Annotated in this window: 16 protein-coding genes; 7 read left to right on the top strand and 9 right to left on the bottom strand. The window is 72.1% G+C overall.

Translation table 11 applies throughout. The annotated features are described in order from the left end of the window. The first annotated feature begins 206 nt into the window (after positions 1 to 206). The 3 genes from CES90_RS36055 to CES90_RS36045 are packed head-to-tail and all read left to right on the top strand — an operon-like array spanning position 207 to position 4,077. Complete coding sequence (locus CES90_RS36055; RefSeq protein ID WP_189787575.1) at positions 207 to 701, top strand: hypothetical protein; 495 nt, start codon at positions 207 to 209, stop codon at positions 699 to 701. Next, on the top strand, positions 701 to 3,439 hold the full coding sequence (locus tag CES90_RS36050; protein WP_189787576.1) for a branched-chain amino acid ABC transporter permease/ATP-binding protein: 2,739 nt from the start codon (positions 701 to 703) through the stop codon (positions 3,437 to 3,439). Before CES90_RS36055 ends, CES90_RS36050 begins: the two co-directional genes overlap by 1 nt. Then, positions 3,439 to 4,077, top strand: coding sequence for an ABC transporter ATP-binding protein (locus CES90_RS36045; RefSeq protein ID WP_189787608.1), 639 nt, complete (start codon positions 3,439 to 3,441; stop codon positions 4,075 to 4,077). The genes CES90_RS36050 and CES90_RS36045 overlap by 1 nt, the downstream gene beginning before the upstream one ends. A gap of 296 nt (positions 4,078 to 4,373) precedes the next feature. On the opposite strand, the gene CES90_RS36040 is transcribed toward CES90_RS36045, so the two are convergent. After that, positions 4,374 to 5,039 carry a LysM peptidoglycan-binding domain-containing protein gene (locus CES90_RS36040; RefSeq protein WP_189787577.1) on the bottom strand — a complete coding sequence of 222 codons (666 nt, stop codon included), beginning with the start codon at positions 5,037 to 5,039 and terminating at the stop codon, positions 4,374 to 4,376. A gap of 534 nt (positions 5,040 to 5,573) precedes the next feature. On the opposite strand from CES90_RS36040, the gene CES90_RS36035 reads away from it, so the two are divergent. Beyond that, positions 5,574 to 6,344 carry a hypothetical protein gene (locus CES90_RS36035; RefSeq protein ID WP_189787578.1) on the top strand — a complete coding sequence of 257 codons (771 nt, stop codon included), beginning with the start codon at positions 5,574 to 5,576 and terminating at the stop codon, positions 6,342 to 6,344. 151 nt (positions 6,345 to 6,495) lie between these two features. Next, positions 6,496 to 6,846, top strand: a complete 351-nt coding sequence (locus tag CES90_RS36030; RefSeq protein WP_189787579.1) for a hypothetical protein — start codon at positions 6,496 to 6,498, stop codon at positions 6,844 to 6,846. A 58-nt stretch (positions 6,847 to 6,904) separates the two neighbouring features. On the opposite strand, the gene der is transcribed toward CES90_RS36030, so the two are convergent. From der to aroH, 5 genes are all read right to left on the bottom strand, one after another. Then, positions 6,905 to 8,365: a ribosome biogenesis GTPase Der gene (gene der / locus CES90_RS36025; protein WP_189787580.1), complete on the bottom strand. Its 1,461-nt coding sequence runs from the start codon at positions 8,363 to 8,365 to the stop codon at positions 6,905 to 6,907. A 109-nt stretch (positions 8,366 to 8,474) separates the two neighbouring features. Next, positions 8,475 to 9,065, bottom strand: coding sequence for a lysophospholipid acyltransferase family protein (locus CES90_RS36020; RefSeq protein WP_229914377.1), 591 nt, complete (start codon positions 9,063 to 9,065; stop codon positions 8,475 to 8,477). 71 nt (positions 9,066 to 9,136) lie between these two features. Continuing rightward, positions 9,137 to 9,814, bottom strand: coding sequence for a (d)CMP kinase (cmk, locus tag CES90_RS36015; RefSeq protein WP_229914376.1), 678 nt, complete (start codon positions 9,812 to 9,814; stop codon positions 9,137 to 9,139). 443 nt (positions 9,815 to 10,257) lie between these two features. Next, positions 10,258 to 11,343 carry a prephenate dehydrogenase gene (locus CES90_RS36005; RefSeq protein ID WP_189787582.1) on the bottom strand — a complete coding sequence of 362 codons (1,086 nt, stop codon included), beginning with the start codon at positions 11,341 to 11,343 and terminating at the stop codon, positions 10,258 to 10,260. Then, positions 11,340 to 11,702: a chorismate mutase gene (gene aroH, locus CES90_RS36000; protein WP_189787583.1), complete on the bottom strand. Its 363-nt coding sequence runs from the start codon at positions 11,700 to 11,702 to the stop codon at positions 11,340 to 11,342. The genes CES90_RS36005 and aroH overlap by 4 nt, the downstream gene beginning before the upstream one ends. Positions 11,703 to 12,383: 681 nt before the next feature. Here aroH and CES90_RS35990 point away from each other — a divergent pair. Then, on the top strand, positions 12,384 to 12,782 hold the full coding sequence (locus tag CES90_RS35990) for a Rieske (2Fe-2S) protein (RefSeq protein ID WP_189787610.1): 399 nt from the start codon (positions 12,384 to 12,386) through the stop codon (positions 12,780 to 12,782). A 23-nt stretch (positions 12,783 to 12,805) separates the two neighbouring features. Next, positions 12,806 to 13,576, top strand: coding sequence for a nucleotidyltransferase domain-containing protein (locus tag CES90_RS35985; RefSeq protein WP_189787584.1), 771 nt, complete (start codon positions 12,806 to 12,808; stop codon positions 13,574 to 13,576). On the opposite strand, the gene CES90_RS35980 is transcribed toward CES90_RS35985, so the two are convergent. Genes CES90_RS35980 through CES90_RS35970 form a run of 3 tightly spaced genes read right to left on the bottom strand, consistent with a single transcriptional unit; the run spans position 13,493 to position 16,053 of the window. Next, complete coding sequence (locus tag CES90_RS35980) at positions 13,493 to 14,254, bottom strand: nucleotidyltransferase domain-containing protein (protein WP_189787585.1); 762 nt, start codon at positions 14,252 to 14,254, stop codon at positions 13,493 to 13,495. The genes CES90_RS35985 and CES90_RS35980 overlap by 84 nt on opposite strands. A 24-nt stretch (positions 14,255 to 14,278) precedes the next feature. Next, complete coding sequence (locus tag CES90_RS35975) at positions 14,279 to 15,301, bottom strand: ADP-ribosylglycohydrolase family protein (protein ID WP_189787586.1); 1,023 nt, start codon at positions 15,299 to 15,301, stop codon at positions 14,279 to 14,281. Then, a complete protein-coding gene (locus CES90_RS35970; protein WP_189787587.1) occupies positions 15,301 to 16,053 on the bottom strand; it encodes an NUDIX hydrolase in 753 nt (250 codons plus the stop codon). The genes CES90_RS35975 and CES90_RS35970 overlap by 1 nt, the downstream gene beginning before the upstream one ends. Positions 16,054 to 16,138 lie beyond the last annotated feature (85 nt).

Here is a 16,138-nt window from a genome sequence, read left to right as displayed (position 1 = left end):
TCGCGACACGCCCCAGGGCCGCGGCCCCGCCGTTCGTCCGCCCGCCGTTCGTTCGCCCGCCTGAGGTCGCTCCCGAGAACCATCTGGCTCACCACCGGGTGTCGGTCCGGGCGGTAGGCGCCCGGTTCTTTCAGGGTCAGCTTCCAGAAGGCATAGTGCAAGCCAACGGCCGGCATGCACAGACACACGACGTGTGGGAGCCCCGGATGCGGACAACCCGACTGCGGACCGTGCACCCCGTCCTCTGGGCCGGCTGGGCCGCGCTCGCCGGCGGCGCCGTGCTGTGTGTCGTCGGCTGGTACGGCATCTCCGGCGAGCGTTTCGCGGAACGGCAACTGCCGTACCTGGCCTCCTGCACGATCCCCGGCGCCGCCCTGATCATCGCGGGCGCGGTCCTCCTCACCCAGGGCAGGAACGCCCTGGCCGCCACGCGTGTCGAGGAGTTGTACGGCCTGCTGGTCGCCACCGAGCCCGCCGGCGCCGACGAGTCCGGGCAGGCGGCGGCCGCGCCGCTCGCCACCAGCGGCAAGCTGCTGATGGTGCCCGGCGGCACCCTCTGGCACCGCGCGGACTGCCCGTTGGTGGCCGGCAAGGCGGAGGCGGTGCCGGTGGACTCCCGGGTGCTGGCGAGCGGGGAGCTGCGGCCGTGCCCCGTCTGTGAGGCGCCTGCCTCGGGCTCCGGTGAGCCCGAGGAGGGCTGATGGCGTCGCTGACGTACGACCTCACGCTGGCCGGGCTGTCTGTCGGCAGCGCGGCGGCCCTCACCGGAATCGGCCTGATCGTGACGTACCGGGCCACCGGTGTGCTCAACTTCGCGCACGGGGCGATCGCGATGGTGTGCGCGTATCTGCTGCGCCAGTTCACCGTGGAGTGGGGCCGGCCGCTCTGGTTCGGTGCCGCCGTGACCCTGCTGGTGGTGGCCCCCGCGATCGGACTGGTCCTGGAACGCTTCGTCTTCCGCCCGCTCGCCGTGCTGGGCGGCGACCCGGCGCAGACCCTCGTGGCCTCCCTCGGCGTCTTCGTCCTCCTCGTCGGCGGGGCCGCGCTGCTGTGGGGCCAGGGGGCGCGGGCGGACGCGCCGACGCTGGTGGCGGCGGACCCTTGGGGGCAGCTCGCGGTGGCCGTGGCCATCGCGGCGGCCGTGGGCGCGGTCACGCGGTGGACCCGCTTCGGGCGCGAACTACGAGCTGTCGTGGACGACAGATCCCTCGCCGTCCTCGGCGGCATCGACGCCGACCGGGTCGCCGCCGCGGGCTGGGCGTTCGGCTCGTTCACGGCGGGCCTGACCGGCGTACTGCTGGCCCCTTACGTGCGCCTCGACCCGTACGGCATGCCGCTGCTCGTGATGGAGGTGGTCGCCGTGGCGGTCGCCGCCCGGATGCGCAGCCTGCCGGTGGCCGTGGTGGTGGCGCTGGGCATCGGCGTCGCCCAGAGCCAGCTGACCAGGCTGCACCCCTCGGGCTGGGCGGAGCCGTTGGTCCAGGCCGTGGGCGCCAACCTCTTCGTGGTGGCGCTGCTGATCGCGGCCCTGGTCCTGCCCGGCGTCGGCACACGGGACGCCCTGCCGCGTACGGCGACCGCGCGGGCCGAGACGCCGGCGGGTGCCTGGACCGTGGCGGTGATCCTGTTTCTGATCCCGCTCGGCTTCGCGGGCCGGGACCTGCACACGTCCGTCCAGGTCCCGGCCCTGGGCGTGATCCTGTTGTCCCTGGTCGTGGTGACGGGCCGGGGCGGCCAGATCTCCCTCGGCCAGGCGGCGTACGCGGGCCTGGGCGCGCTGTTCACGGCGCTGCTGGCGGCCGGCCGTTTCCCGTTCCTGCCGGCGCTGCCCGAACTGACCGCGCTCCTGGCGGCCGTACTGCTCGTGGCTCCCCTTGGCCTGCTGACGGGCTGGCCCGCGATCAGCCGCCACGGCCTGGCGCTGGCCCTGGCCACGTTCGCGGTGGGTGTCGGGGTGAGCCGCTTCGTCTTCGCCCAGCCGTACGCGACGTCCGGTCTCACGCTGTCCCGCCCGGCGGGCTTCGCCGGCGACCGCGCGTACTACGTCCTGGAGTTGGGGTTGCTGGCATGCGCGCTGACGGCCACCGGCCTGCTCCGCCGGGGCCGCACCGGCCGGGCCCTGGCGGCCATGCGGGACCACGAGTCGGGGGCCTCCGCGGCAGGCGTACCCGTCCCCTCCCTCAAGCTGACGGCCTTCGTCGCGGGCGCCGCCCTGGCCGCCCTCGGCGGCGGCATGCTCGCCATGGGCGTCCGCGCCTTCGACCCCGCCGCCTACGACCCCGTCCGCGGCCTCCTCTGGTTCGCCGCGATCGTCGTCCTGGGCGCCGACAACACACTGGGCGCCCTCGCCGCGGCCGCCCTGCTGGTGGGCCTGGACGCGGGCGCCAGGGGCGGCGTGGCAGCCGCGCTGATCGGCGTCCTGGCACTACTGGTGGGCCGCTTCCCCGCCGGACCGTACGAGACGGTACGCGCGGCGGTCGTACGGCTGCGGTCGGGGCGCCGCGGGGTGTTGACGCCGCTGGGGGCGGGGGTACGCGGCAGGCTCCGGGCACGGGAAGCCGCGGCGGGCGCGGGTGCGGAGCCGCCGCGCCCCGCATCCGGTGCCCCAGGACCGCTGGAGCCGATGGAACACGCCGACCAGAACGACGGTTCGCCGGGCACGGCGCAGTACAGCGGTCGAAGCAGGGGACTGTTTCCCTCACTTTCTTCTCCCCCTCCCCCTCCCCCTCCCCCTCCCCCGCACACCCTCCGCGCGCGCCGGCTCCGCGTCGCCTACGGCGGTTTCACCGCTCTCGACGGTGTTGATGTCGACGTCCTCCCGGGCCGGGTCAGCGCGGTCGTGGGGCCCAACGGGGCCGGGAAGAGCACACTGTTCCACTGTCTGGCCGGGACGCTGCGGCCCGATCAGGGGTCGGTCCGCCTCGGGGAGCGGGATGTCACGCGGCTGTCCGCGCATGCCCGTACCCGGCTCGGTGTCGCGCGGACGTTTCAACAGCTGGCCGTTTTCCCCTCATTGACCGTGGCCGAAAATGTTCGGGTGGGCGCTGAACAGGGGTGGGTCGCCGACCCCGGGGCCACCGAGCGGGCACTGCGGTTGTTCGGGCTCGACGGGCCGATGCGGGCGTCGCCCGCGGCCGGGCTGCCGACCGGGACGCTGCGACGGGTCGAGCTGGCGCGGGCGTTCGCCGGGAGTCCGCGCGTGTTGCTGCTCGACGAGCCCTCCGCCGGGCTCGACACGGGTGAAGTGGCCGCCCTCGCCCGCGTGTTGCGTGCCCTCGCGGCGGACGGGACGGCCCTGCTGGTCGTCGAGCACGACCTCGACCTCGTCGCGGACCTCGCGGACGTCGTGCACGTCATGACGGCGGGCCGGATCGTCACCTCCGGCCCCGCCGACCAAGTTCTGCGCACGCTCGACCCGCGCGACACGGCGGTCGAATGATGACCCTCGTCTCCCTCCGGCACGCCCGCGTCCGCTACGGACCTCTGGAGGCCCTGCACGGCGTCACTCTCGCCGCGCCGGGCCCCGGCCTGACCGTTCTGCTGGGCCGCAACGGCTCCGGCCGTACGACCGCGCTGCGCGCCCTCGCCGGCACGGTGCCGCTCTCCGGCGGGGCCGTGGTGTGGGACGGGACCGACGTCACCCGGGTGCCCGCGTACGAGCGGGCCCGGCGTGGCCTCGTCCTCGTCCCCGAACGGCGGGCCGTCTTCGGCTCGCTCACCGTGCGCGAGAACCTCGAACTCACCGCGCCGGACTTCTCGTACGCCCTGGACGCCTATCCACCGCTCGAACCGCTCCTCCCCCGCCGCGCCGGCACCCTCTCCGGCGGCGAGCAGCGCATGCTCGCGCTGTCTCGCGCCCTGCCTGCACGCGCGCGTGTCGTGCTCGTCGACGAGCCCACCCAGGGCATGTCGCCGATGGTCGCGGCCCGCACGTACGAACTACTGAGGGGACTCGACGCCTGCGTGGTCGTCGCCGAACAGCGCCTGCCACCGGGGCTGCGCGGGGCGTCGGCGCTCGTGTACGAACTCCGGCGCGGGACGGTGGCGTTCAGTGGCGAGGCGGCCGAGCTGCCGTGAGGTCCGGATGACGGACGCGGGTCCCACCCGGTCGGGGAGCCGGGTGGGACCCAGGGGGTGTGGTGAGAGTCCTGTGCGGTGCCCGCGCCCGCCGCGGCAGCGGCTGGCGTCACAGCCGGTGCGTGCCCTCGGCGTGCCGGACGAAGGCCCTCGATGGGGCCCCCGCTCGAGCGAAGCCGAGAGTGGGCGACAAGCTACTTGGGCGTTTGGCCGGTGCGGCGAGGGTGCCTGCCGGGCGCCGTGGGTGCTGTGCGGGACTCTCACCACACCCCCTGGCCCGGGCGTCGGAGGAGCGCTCAGAGGTCGAGTCGCTGCCCGGGCACGATCATGTGGGGATCAGCGCCGATGACGGCCCTGTTGGCGGCGTAGACCTGCCGCCACGTGGTCCCGCGGCGGGCGGCGATGCCGCTCAGTGTGTCGCCCTGGCGGACGGTGTAGTCGCCGCGGGACGAACTGCGGTCCGGGTGGCCGGTGGAACGCGACGGAGCCGACCTGGTGGACTCGGTGGACTTGCCGGACCCCGAGTCGGTGGCGGGCGCGGCCGGTGCGCTGCCGTACGCTCCGGCGCGCGCGGCGCACACGGGCCACGCGCCCCAGCCCTGGCCGCGCTGGACTTTCGTGGCGATCGCGATCTGCTGGGACTTGGAGGCCTTGTCGGCGGTGGCCGCGTAGGCCGTGCCGCCGTAGGCGCGCCAGGTGGAGGCGGCGAACTGGAGGCCGCCGTAGTAGCCGTTGCCGGTGTTGATGTGCCAGTCGCCGCCGCTCTCGCACTTGGCGATGCGGTCCCACACTCCGCTGTCGGCGGCCGCGGCGTTGCCGGTGACGGTCAGTAGTCCGAGCGGGGCGAGCAGCGCCGCCCCGGCGAGGACCGCCGTCGTACGCATCCTTCGGACGTCTTGCGTCCTGCGGGCGCCCTGCGTCTTGCGAATGTTCTCGCGTGCGTTTTCGGCACATGCGAACATGCGTTTCCCTCTCGAAGGACTCGGGGTCCCCCAGGGCGGGGCGCGACTCCCGTCGCACAGGACGCGGGTGACGCGCTCGGCCCCGTCCGTCGGCAGTGGTGCTTGAGCTGGCTGTGGTGCGGCCGGCGGACGTACCCGAGCGGTGCTCGTTGCACACGGCTGGGAATCTATGGAGCTTGACTGGCCGTCAGCAACCAATCGCTTGTCGTTCGAGGCCAGTTCGCCGTTACCAGAAGTAGCGACCATTTCCGGCCACCCACTTCATTCCCTGATTTCGGGATTTGTCGACCAGGCGCCCGGACAATCTGTGACCCACCTCACCGGTCCAACTTCCTCGGAAATCCGAGAAGTTGGCACGGAGTAACTGATTCCGCGTACGGACTCACCCTGTGCGTCGGTTGGTTCGATTCCCTTGCTCGCCGGGCGTGACCCCGGCCACAGATCGCCGTTGTCCTTTTTATGAGCCGGAACCTCCGCGCTCATGGGCCGGGAGCCACCCGGCTCCGACACGCACCGCATCCCGAGGAGCCACCCGTGCCGCGCATGCTCGAGGTCAGCGACGAGGTACGCGCCGAGATCGGCAACGAAGAAGCCGACCGGCTGCTCGCCGGAGAGAACGCCCCCGGCGGCTACGACTGCACGTCGTGCCGCACCCCCGGCGACTCCGAGCAGGAGCGCACCAGCACCGTCCTGTTCGTCGGCGACGAGACAGCCGTGCTCGCCTTCGCCCACGCCACCTGTCTGCCCTCCCAGGTCGTCCAGGTCACCGAGGAGCAACTGCAGGGCGCCGCCCGTTCCATCGCCGGCGACACCCCGGTCCAGGCCGCACCCGAGCAGGCCGTGCTCGGTGTCACCAGCGGACTGATCCTACTCAGCGGCGAGTTGCACCCCGCGCTCGTCGTGGAGCCGACCGCGCCGATCGCACGGCCGGGCACGACCGGCGCCGGTGACGACTTCCTGCCGCTGCTCATCGAGCAGGGCTTCATGCCGCTGCCCCAGATCGACTCCGTACCGCCCGTGCTGCACGGCTGGTCCGTCCTGCTCGCCATGGGCCAGCTGCACGCCATCCTGCAGCCGGGTACCTCCGGTGGGTCGCCGGTCGCCTGGTGGCAGGCGCATCAGGCGCTTCAGGTCGCCGACAGTTGGCGGGCGGCCGCGAACAAGCACCAGCAGGTGTTGATGTTCGCGGCGCCGGTGGGGTCGATCGGGCGGCAGCCGCGGGAGGATCTGCTGCGGGAGGCGCTCGACAAGGCGGCCGCCTCCGGCAAGTTGGTCGCGGCTACGTTGCCGCTGGCCGGCACCTGAGTTCCTCACATCGCACAGCTCCCCGCGCCCCTTCAAGGCGACCGGAGGCTGAATGGTGTACCCAGCGCATCCGTTGGGCCGTGGGGTCGTTGGCAGAGACGTGCACGCATATGACGTTCCCCGCCGCCAGTCCTACCAGTCGCTCTCCTCCATGCGGCCGACTCAGGATCCTTCGGGCGGCCCATCGGCCACGCCGATCTACGACACGCTCTACGCCGAGTGGGTCCGGAACTACCGGGCCCTGCCGGGCGACCGGAACGGTGAGGAGGAGCTGGGCTTCACGGGTTTCGGGAACCTCAGCCACGGTTCGGGCGGTCGCGGAACGGGCTCGTACAGCGCCCGGCACGCGGCGGGGCACCTCGCCACCCAGCGCGAGTCCCAGTCCGGCACCACGGCCACGACGACCACCGGGTGGCAGCCGGTCGGGCGGATCCCCACCGGGCACACGGGGATGCACCACATCCCGTCCCCGCTGACACCGAACCCGCGCCGGGGTCTTTGAAGCGGGCACACGAAGAGGCGGCCACCCGGAAACCGGGATGGCCGCCTCTTCGTTCGCGCTACTTCTTCTTGCCGCGCTTCTCGCGCACCCTCACCGAGATATGGATCGGCGTCCCCTCGAAGCCGAACTCCTCGCGCAGACGGCGCTCGATGAAGCGGCGGTAGCCCGCCTCGATGAAGCCGGAGGCGAAGAGCACGAAGCGCGGGGGCTTGGTGCCGGCCTGGGTGCCGAAGAGGATACGGGGCTGCTTGCCGCCCCGGATCGGGTGCGGGTGGGCGGAGACCAGCTCGCCGAGGAAGGCGTTCAGGCGGCCCGTCGGGACACGGGTCTCCCAGCCGGCGAGAGCCGTCTCGATCGCGGGGACCAGCTTCTCCATGTGCCGGCCGGTACGCGCCGAGACATTGACCCGGGGCGCCCAGGCGACCTGGCCGAACTCGGTCTCGATCTCCCGCTCCAGGTAGTAGCGGCGCTCCTCGTCGAGCGTGTCCCACTTGTTGTACGCGATGACCATCGCCCGGCCGGCCTCGACGGCCATCGTCACGATGCGCTGGTCCTGCACCGAGATCGACTCGGAGGCGTCGATGAGGATGACCGCGACCTCGGCCTTCTCGACGGCGGCGGCCGTGCGCAGCGAGGCGTAGTAGTCGGCTCCCTGCTGGAGGTGGACGCGCTTGCGGATGCCCGCCGTGTCGACGAACTTCCAGGTGACGCCGCCCAGTTCGATCAGCTCGTCGACCGGGTCACGGGTGGTGCCCGCGATCTCGTTGACGACGACGCGTTCCTCGCCCGCCACCTTGTTGAGGAGGGAGGACTTGCCGACGTTCGGGCGGCCGATGAGGGCGATGCGGCGCGGACCGCCGACCGCCGTGCCGAAGGTCTGCTCGGGGGCCTCGGGGAGGGCCTCCAGAACGGCGTCCAACATGTCGCCGGTGCCGCGGCCGTGCAGCGCCGAGACGGGGTGCGGCTCGCCGAGGCCCAGGGACCACAGGTAGGACGCGTCGGCCTCGCCGCTCGGCCCGTCGACCTTGTTGGCGCACAGCACCACGGGCTTGCCGGCCTTGCGCAGCAGTCGTACGACGGCCTCGTCGGTGTCGGTGGCGCCGACCTTGGCGTCGACGACGAACACGACGGCGTCGGCGGCCTCGATGGCGTACTCGGCCTGGGCGGCGACGGAGGCGTCGATGCCGAGGACGTCCTGCTCCCAGCCGCCGGTGTCGACGACCTTGAAGCGGCGGCCCGCCCACTCGGCCTCGTAGGTGACGCGGTCGCGGGTGACGCCGGGCTTGTCCTCGACGACCGCCTCGCGGCGGCCGATGATGCGGTTCACGAGCGTCGACTTGCCGACGTTCGGGCGGCCGACGACGGCGAGGACGGGCAGCGGGCCGTGGCCCGCCTCCTCGATCGCGCCCTCGACGTCCTCGAGGTCGAAGCCCTCTTCCGCGGCGAGCTCCATGAACTCCGCGTACTCGGCGTCGCCAAGCTCTCCGTGCTCGTGCTCGGAGGGAAACTGGTCGTTCATGAAGTCCGTACCTCTGTCGTTCATCGTGGTGATCGGTGGAGCACCCGGCTTCTCGTCCGGCTGATCCACTACTCAGTGTCGCCCGGCGCCCGTTCGGACGCCCAGCGTTTTACGTGCGGCCGGTGAGCCGCCTGGCGTTTTCCAGGTGTGCGCCAAGGTGCTTCTGGATGCGCTCGGTCGCCTCGTCGAGGGCCTTGCGCGTACGTCGTCCGCTGCCGTCGCCCGCCTCGAACGGGTCACCGAAGACGACGTCGACGCGGGAGCGCAGCGGGGGCAGCCCCTTTATCAACCGGCCGCGCCGGTCGGAACTTCCCAGTACGGCGACCGGGACGATCGGTGCGTTGCCGCGTACCGCGAAGTACGCGAGCCCGGCACGCAGTGAGGCGAAGTCGCCCTCGCCCCGGGTGCCCTCCGGGAAGATGCCCAGCACACCGCCGTTGTGCAGGACGGCCAGCGCCTGGGTGATGGCGGTGCGGTCGGCGGTCGAGCGGTCCACCTTCACCTGGCCCGTGGCGCGCATGAAGGAGTCGAGCGGACCGACGAACGCCTCCTTCTTGACCAGGAAGTGCGACGGCCGGGGCGCCACGCCGATGACCATCGGGCCGTCGATGACGTGGGAGTGGTTGACGGCGAGGATCACCGGGCCGGTCGCGGGGACCTTCCAGGCGCCCAGGACACGCGGCTTCCACAGGCCGTACATCAGGCCGACGCCGATACGCCGGCCCACCTCGGCACCCCGTGCCGAAGGAGCCTGGACCGAAGAGGTCTCACTCACTTCGCCGCCCGCTTCTCCTCGATGAGCGTGACCACGCACTCGATGACCTGCTGGAGGGTGAGGTCCGAGGTGTCCACCTCGACCGCGTCGTCCGCCTTGGCGAGCGGCGAGGCCTTGCGGCTGGAGTCGGCCGCGTCCCGCTTGAGCAGGGCCTCGCGGGTCGCGTGGACGTCGGCGCCCTTCAGCTCGTTGTTGCGGCGGGCGGCGCGGGCCTCCGGGGAGGCGGTGAGGAAGATCTTCAGGTCCGCGTCCGGCAGCACGGTCGTCCCGATGTCGCGGCCCTCGACGACGATGCCGTTCTCGGAGCCCGAGGCGATGGAGCGCTGGAGCTCGGTGATCCGCGCCCGCACCTCCGGTACGGCACTCACCGCGCTGACCTTGGAGGTGACCTCCTGGGTGCGGATCGGCCCGGCGACATCCGTGCCGTCAACGGTGATGGTCGGCGCGGACGGGTCGGTCCCGGAGACGATCTCCGGCTTCCCGGCCACGGCGGCGATCGCCGAGGGGTCCTCTATGTCGATGCCGTTGTTGACCATCCACCACGTGATCGCCCGGTACTGGGCACCCGTGTCCAGATAGCTCAGCCCGAGCTGCGCGGCCACGGCCTTCGAGGTGCTCGACTTGCCCGTGCCGGAGGGGCCGTCGATGGCAACGATCACTGTGGCGCGTTCCACTGGGGAGCACCTTTCCTGGTCCGAGGTGGGTGAGGCGGGACGGAAAGCGCCCCGGACAAGGGTACTGGGTGCCGGTCACTCGTCCGGCCGCACCATCCAGCCCGTCCGGCGTCTGAGGACGAGGCCGTTCAGGCCGAAGCGGGGCCTGGGGACTCACCCCCCCAGAAGCGGGGTCGAAGGGGCGGCGGAGGCGAGAAACCCCCTCTCCAGCACGGCCCGCCCCGTCACTGCCGAATCGCCCAATCCCGCTCCCGCAACGCCCCCGTCAACACCGGCACCGCCTTCGGCTCCACCATCAACTGCACCAGACCGGCCTGCTGCCCGGTGGCGTGCTCGATGCCCACGACCAATCCTCGACGCCCCCCTCACACCGCTCGGCGCGAGGGCGCCTCCCGGGCTTCGGGACGGCTGCGGCGGCCTCCGACCGCCCCAGACACCCGGCACTACTGCCGAATCGCCCAACCCCGCTCCCGCAACGCCCCCGTCAACACCGGCACCGCCTTCGGCTCCACCATCAACTGCACCAGACCGGCCTGCTGCCCGGTGGCGTGCTCGATGCGTACGTCCTCGATGTTGACGCCGGCCATCCCCGCGTCCGCGAAGATGCGGGCCAGCTGGCCGGGCTGGTCGTCGATGAGGACGGCCACGACCTCGTAGACCCGCGGAGCGGACCCGTGCTTGCCGGGGACCCGGATCTGGCCGGCGTTGCCCCGGCGCAGGACGTCCTCGATGCCGGTGACGCCCTCGCGGCGCTTGACCTCGTCGGAGGCCTGGAGGGCGCGCAGGGCCTGGACGGTCTCGTCGAGGTCGGCGGAGACGTCGGCGAGCAGGTCGGCGACCGGGCCGGGGTTGGCGGAGAGGATGTCGATCCACATGCGCGGGTCGGAGGCCGCGACGCGGGTCACGTCCCGGATGCCCTGCCCGCACAGCCGTACGGCCGACTCCTCGGCGTGCTCCAGGCGCGCGGCGACCAGGCTGGAGACCAGGTGCGGCATGTGCGAGACCAGGGCGACGGCGCGGTCGTGGGCGTCCGCGTCCATGACCACCGGTACGGCCCGGCAGTGCGAGACCAGCTCCAGGGCCAGGTTCAGGACCTCGGTGTCGGTGTCCCGGGTGGGGGTGAGCACCCAGGGGCGGCCCTCGAAGAGGTCGGCGGTGGCGGCCAGGGGTCCGGACTTCTCACGGCCCGACATCGGGTGCGTACCGATGTACGCCGACAGGTCGAGGCCGAGTTCCTCCAGCTCGCGGCGCGGGCCGCCCTTGACGGAGGCGACGTCGAGGTAGCCGCGCGCGACGCCCCGGCGCATGGCGTCGGCGAGCACCCCGGCCACATGCGCGGGCGGGGCGGCGACGATCGCGAGGTCCACCGGGCCCTCGGGTGCCTCGTCGGTGCCGGCGCCGAGCGCGGCCGCCGTACGGGCCTGCTCCGGGTCGCGATCGACGAGGTGGACGGTCACGCCGCGCTGAGCCAGGGCGAGGGCGGCGGAGGTGCCGATCAGGCCCGTGCCGATGACGAGTGCGGTTCTCACTGGGCGATGTCCTTGCGGAGTGCGGCCGCGGCGCCCAGGTAGACGTGCGCGATCTCGGAGCGGGGCTTGTCGGATTCGATGTGCGCGAGGATCCGTACGACCCGGGGCATCGCGCCCTCGATGTCCAGTTCCTGGGCGCAGATCAGCGGCACGTCGACGATGCCGAGCTTGCGGGCGGCGGCGGCCGGGAAGTCGCTGTGCAGGTCCGGGGTGGCCGTGAACCAGATGCTGATCAGGTCGTCCGGCGTGAGGCCGTTGCGCTCCAGGACCGCGGTGAGCAGCTCGCCCACCTGCTCGTCCATGTGCCCCGACTCGTCCCGCTCGAGTTGGACGGCGCCCCGGACCGCTCGTACCGCCACGGCTGTGCTCCTCGCTGATGTACATCCCGACGCTTTGCACATCCAGCCTAGTGAGCCGGTGTCGGGCGGGTGCGCGGCGCCCGTCTGCCGAGACGCCCGGACCCGCACCCGCCCGCGCCCCGGTGCCTTCGGTATCCGGCCTCAGATCCTGACAATGTCACGCGAACGCCACTGTCCTGCCACTTGGGGTGAAACGCCTCCGTGCACCTCCGGACGTCCCGCGTGTCCGCTTGCATGGGGGAGGCCGTCCGCGCCACGCCTCGGGGGAGGCTCGTATGAAGCGCTCCGGACCACTTCTCACGCTCCTGGTGGTTCTCACGCTCCTGGTGGACTTCTGCCGGCCCTGGTGACGCTGTCGCTCAACGCGACGACAGGGACACGCTCCACTCATCGCCGTCGCCCAGCCCGACGCCCGCCCCGCCGCCGAACGCCGACTACGCGGGCCGTACCGACGACGACTCGGCGGCGATCGCCGTGTCGCTGCGCGACGGCAAGGCGGTCGCGTATTTCTGCGACGGCCGCGACAAGGAGTCCTGGCTCAAGGGCGACGTCGAGGACGACGGCGGCATGAAGCTCACGAGCAAGGACGGCGCCGAGCTGAACGGCACGCTCAACGGCGGGAGCGTTCGCGGCACACTGGACATCGGCAGCCAGGAGTACGGCTTCACCGCGGACAAGGCGATGGGTTCGACGCGGCGCACGGTTCTGGCGACCGGGGCGGCGGCCACGGCGGCGCTGCTCGTGGGGTGCGGCGAGTATGGGGACGAGGGCGGCGACACCGGCGGCGACACCGGCGAGGAGCTGGCCGGCACGGCCGACATCCCGGTCGGCGGCGGCACGATCTTCAAGGACCGGAAGGTCGTCGTGACGCAGCCCGAGGAGGGCGACTTCAAGGCCTTCTCGGCGGTCTGCACCCACCGCGGCTGCATCGTCAGCAGCGTCTCGGACGACACGATCAACTGCGCGTGCCACGGCAGCAAGTTCAGCATCACCGACGGCGCGGTGGAGAACGGTCCCGCCACCGCGCCGCTGCCCGCCGAGCAGATCACGGTCTCGGGAAATTCGATTCGGCTGGCCTGAGCCCACCCCGTACGCTCCCGGGCATGCAGCCCCCGCAGCCCGTGCAGCCGCACGCCCTGGTCCTCGACCACACGATCTACGCCTGTGTGATGGGTTCGCGCGCCTTCGGTCTGGCAACGGACGACAGCGACACGGACCGGCGGGGTGTCTTCCTGGCCCCCACCCCGCTGTTCTGGCGGTTCGAGAAGCCGCCGACGCATGTGGAGGGGCCGGCCGAGGAGCAGTTCAGCTGGGAGCTGGAGCGCTTCTGCGAGCTGGCGCTGCGCGCCAACCCGAACATCCTGGAGTGCCTGCACTCCCCCTTGGTGGAGCAGGTCGACGTCACGGGCCGCGAACTGCTCTCCCTGCGCGGGGCGTTCCTGTCCCGCCAGGCCCATGAGACGTTCGCCCGCTACGCCCTCGGCCAGCGCAAGAAGCTGGACGCCGACGTCCGTACCCACGGCGCCCCGCGCTGGAAGCACGCCATGCACCTGCTCCGTCTGCTGATGAGCTGCCGTGACCTGCTGCGCACGGGCGAACTCACCGTCGACGTCGGCGATCAGCGCGAGCCCCTGCTGGCGGTGAAGCGCGGCGAGGTGCCGTGGGCCCGGGTCGAGACCTGGATGGCCCGCCTCGCGGCCGAGACCGAGGAGGCCGCGGCCCGCTCCCCGCTGCCGCCGGAGCCGGACCGGGCCCGGGTCGAGGACTTCCTCGTCCGGACCCGGCGCGCCTCAGCCCTTCGGTCCGTCGAGGCGGACCCGGACCACGAAGTCGTGCAGGGCATCGTGGGCGGACGTGTTCTCCGGCAGCACTGACAGGGCCTGCTCCTCGTCCAGCACACCCTGGAGCCGCTCCACGTCCTCCGCCACCCGCTCCTGGTCCACGTCGGCGGCGCCGTGCTCCCGCTCCGCCTTCGCGGCGATCAGCTCCGGCAGATACGCGGGGGCCTCGGCGATCTCCGGCAGCAGACCGGGCAGATGGGCCTGAACCTCGCCGCTGCGCATGAGATGGATGCCGGTCAGCAGCACCCGGAACGTGTAGAGCAGCGGCTTGAGTTCACCGGTCTTCTCGAAGAGCCGCCACTGCGTGATGGCGAACCCCCGGTAGTGATGGGCATGGTGGCGGGTGAGGACTCCGGGGGCGAGCGCGATGAGCTCGCGGTGCGCCTCGCCGGTGTGCACGACGAGCGGGGAGAGCAGCTGCTCCAGCACATAGCCGTTGCGGCGCAGCATCAGCCGTACGAACTTGCGCAGGTCGTGGGTGACGAGGTCCATCTCGACGCCGTCCCGGTCCCACATCCTCGACCGGGTCTCCTCCGGCTCGCGCAGCCCGACCAGTTCGGCCGTGGGCAGCACGTGCACGCCGCGCAGGTCGACGTCCGAGTCACGCGAGGGGAAGCCGTACAGGTGGGCTCCGGAGACGGTCGCGAACAGCAGGGGGTCGGGCTGTTCGGCGACCACCGGGGTGAGGTCGATGTCGAGGGCGTCCGTCATCCCTCAAGCGTCCCAGAGGAGCCCTCAAGCGTCCCAGAGGGCTCCCAGCGACACGAGGTCACCCTGGTATTCGATGCGGTCGGCCCACTCGACGGGCCAGGCGTCCGGGCCGTGGTAGGCGCCCGCGAAGGCACCGGTGAGGCAGGCGATGGAGTCGGAGTCACCGGAGGTGCAGGCGGCACGGCGCAGCGCGGTGACGGGTTCGTCGACGAAGAGCAGGAAGCACAGCAGCCCGGTGGCGAGGGCCTCCTCGGCGATCCAGCCCTCCCCGGTGGCCAGGCAGGGATCCGTCTCGGGCGACGGCTGTCGCAGTGCCTGCTGGAGGCGGTCCAGGGCCCCCAGGCACTCGTCCCAGCCGTGGGAGATGTACTGCTCGGGCGAGGGGTCCTCGCCGTAGGTCCACAGGTCGCCGAGCCAGCGCGCATGGTAGCGGGCCCGGTTCTCGTACGCGTACGACCGCAGCAGGCCGACCAGGCCCATCGGTTCGGCGCCCTGGGCGAGCAGCCGTATCGCGTGCGCGGTGAGGTCGGCGGCGGCGAGCGCGGTGGGGTGGCCGTGGGTGAGGGCGGCCTGCAACTGGGCGGCGCCCGCGCGCTGTTCGTCGCTGAGCGGGCCGATGAGGCCGAGGGGCGCGACCCGCATATTGGCGCCGCAGCCCTTGGAGTACATCTGGCTGGCGAGCTGCCAGGGCCGGCGCTCCGACTCGAGGTGGCCGCAGGCGACCATGCAGGTGACGCCGGGGGAACGGTTGTTCTCCGGGGAGCGGGACCACTCGACGAACTCCTTGCGGACGGCCCGCTCCAGGGCCTCGGGGCCGAGCGACCCGCGGTCCATGGCCGTCCGCAGCCCGTGCCCGAGCGCCAGTGTCATCTGGGTGTCGTCGGTGACGATCGCCGGCCGCGGCAGCTCCATCCTCCGCCAGGGGCCGCACTTGGCGAGGATCGACGGTACGTCGTTGAACTCCGTGGGGAAGCCGAGGGCGTCTCCGAGGGCGAGGCCGAGCAGGGATCCGGTGGCGGAGCGCTTCGTACGTAGTGTCATGGTCATCAGGGCCGTCCTTCCGTGGTGGGTCGGAGCAGAGGCGGGTGCAGGGCGGTGGCCCCACCCGCGCGGTACAGCGCGGCGGGCTTGCCGCGGCCGCCGGTCAGTCGGGCGGCGCCGGGCACCTGTTCGACGAAGCCCGGCGTGGCCAGCACCTTGCGCCGGAAGTTGGGCCGGTCGAGCGGAGTGCCCCACACGGTCTCGTAGACCTGCTGGAGCTCGCCGAGGGTGAACTCGGGCGGACAGAAGGAGGTGGCGAGACAGGTGTACTCGAGCTTGGCGCCGACGCGTTCGTGGGCGTCGGCGAGGATGCGGTCGTGGTCGAAGGCGAGCGGGCCGATGGCGTTGAACCGCAGCCACTGGGCCTGGGCCGCGTCACCACCGCCGTGCGGAACGGGCGCGTCCGGGAACAGCGCGGCGAACGCCACGGTGACGACCCGCATCCTCGGGTCCCGCCCCGGCTCGCTGTAGGTCCGCAGCTGCTCCAGGTGGAGCCCGGGGACGTCCGTGACACCGGTCTCCTCCGCGAGTTCGCGCCAGGCGGCCTCCTCCGCGGACTCGTCCGGCAGCACGAACCCGCCGGGCAGCGCCCAGCGTCCCGCGTACGGCTCCTGTCCGCGCTCGACGAGCAGCACCTGGAGGGTGCCCGCGCGGACGGTGAAGACGGCCAGGTCGACAGTGACGGCGAAGGGTTCGTAGGCGTACTTGTCGTAGCCCTCGGGCGCGTTGCCGTTCGATGCGCCGACGGGTGCGGTCATGTCCGCCACCCCCTTAACAGTCACCCCGACTAACAGTCACCCCGACTAATAGTCACTACGACTAATAGTCACTACGACCATAAAG

The organism is Streptomyces capitiformicae (genome assembly GCF_002214185.1).
GTDB lineage: Bacteria > Actinomycetota > Actinomycetes > Streptomycetales > Streptomycetaceae > Streptomyces > Streptomyces capitiformicae.
The sequence above is the reverse complement of the archived record's forward strand: the minus strand, read 5'-3'. Positions and strand labels throughout refer to the sequence as shown.

Excerpts from the sequence above, each read along its gene's own strand:
- CES90_RS35985 (WP_189787584.1), top strand. The coding sequence starts at position 12,806 with ATGCAGCCCCCGCAGCCCGTGCAGCCGCACGCCCTGGTCCTCGACCAC.
- CES90_RS36055 (WP_189787575.1), top strand. The coding sequence starts at position 207 with ATGCGGACAACCCGACTGCGGACCGTGCACCCCGTCCTCTGGGCCGGC.
- CES90_RS35975 (WP_189787586.1), bottom strand. The coding sequence starts at position 15,301 with ATGACCATGACACTACGTACGAAGCGCTCCGCCACCGGATCCCTGCTC.
- der (WP_189787580.1), bottom strand. The coding sequence starts at position 8,365 with ATGAACGACCAGTTTCCCTCCGAGCACGAGCACGGAGAGCTTGGCGAC.
- CES90_RS36050 (WP_189787576.1), top strand. The coding sequence starts at position 701 with ATGGCGTCGCTGACGTACGACCTCACGCTGGCCGGGCTGTCTGTCGGC.
- CES90_RS36020 (WP_229914377.1), bottom strand. The coding sequence starts at position 9,065 with ATGTACGGCCTGTGGAAGCCGCGTGTCCTGGGCGCCTGGAAGGTCCCC.
- CES90_RS36045 (WP_189787608.1), top strand. The coding sequence starts at position 3,439 with ATGACCCTCGTCTCCCTCCGGCACGCCCGCGTCCGCTACGGACCTCTG.
- CES90_RS36040 (WP_189787577.1), bottom strand. The coding sequence starts at position 5,039 with ATGTTCGCATGTGCCGAAAACGCACGCGAGAACATTCGCAAGACGCAG.
- CES90_RS35970 (WP_189787587.1), bottom strand. The coding sequence starts at position 16,053 with ATGACCGCACCCGTCGGCGCATCGAACGGCAACGCGCCCGAGGGCTAC.
- CES90_RS36030 (WP_189787579.1), top strand. The coding sequence starts at position 6,496 with ATGCGGCCGACTCAGGATCCTTCGGGCGGCCCATCGGCCACGCCGATC.
- CES90_RS35980 (WP_189787585.1), bottom strand. The coding sequence starts at position 14,254 with ATGACGGACGCCCTCGACATCGACCTCACCCCGGTGGTCGCCGAACAG.
- CES90_RS35990 (WP_189787610.1), top strand. The coding sequence starts at position 12,384 with ATGGGTTCGACGCGGCGCACGGTTCTGGCGACCGGGGCGGCGGCCACG.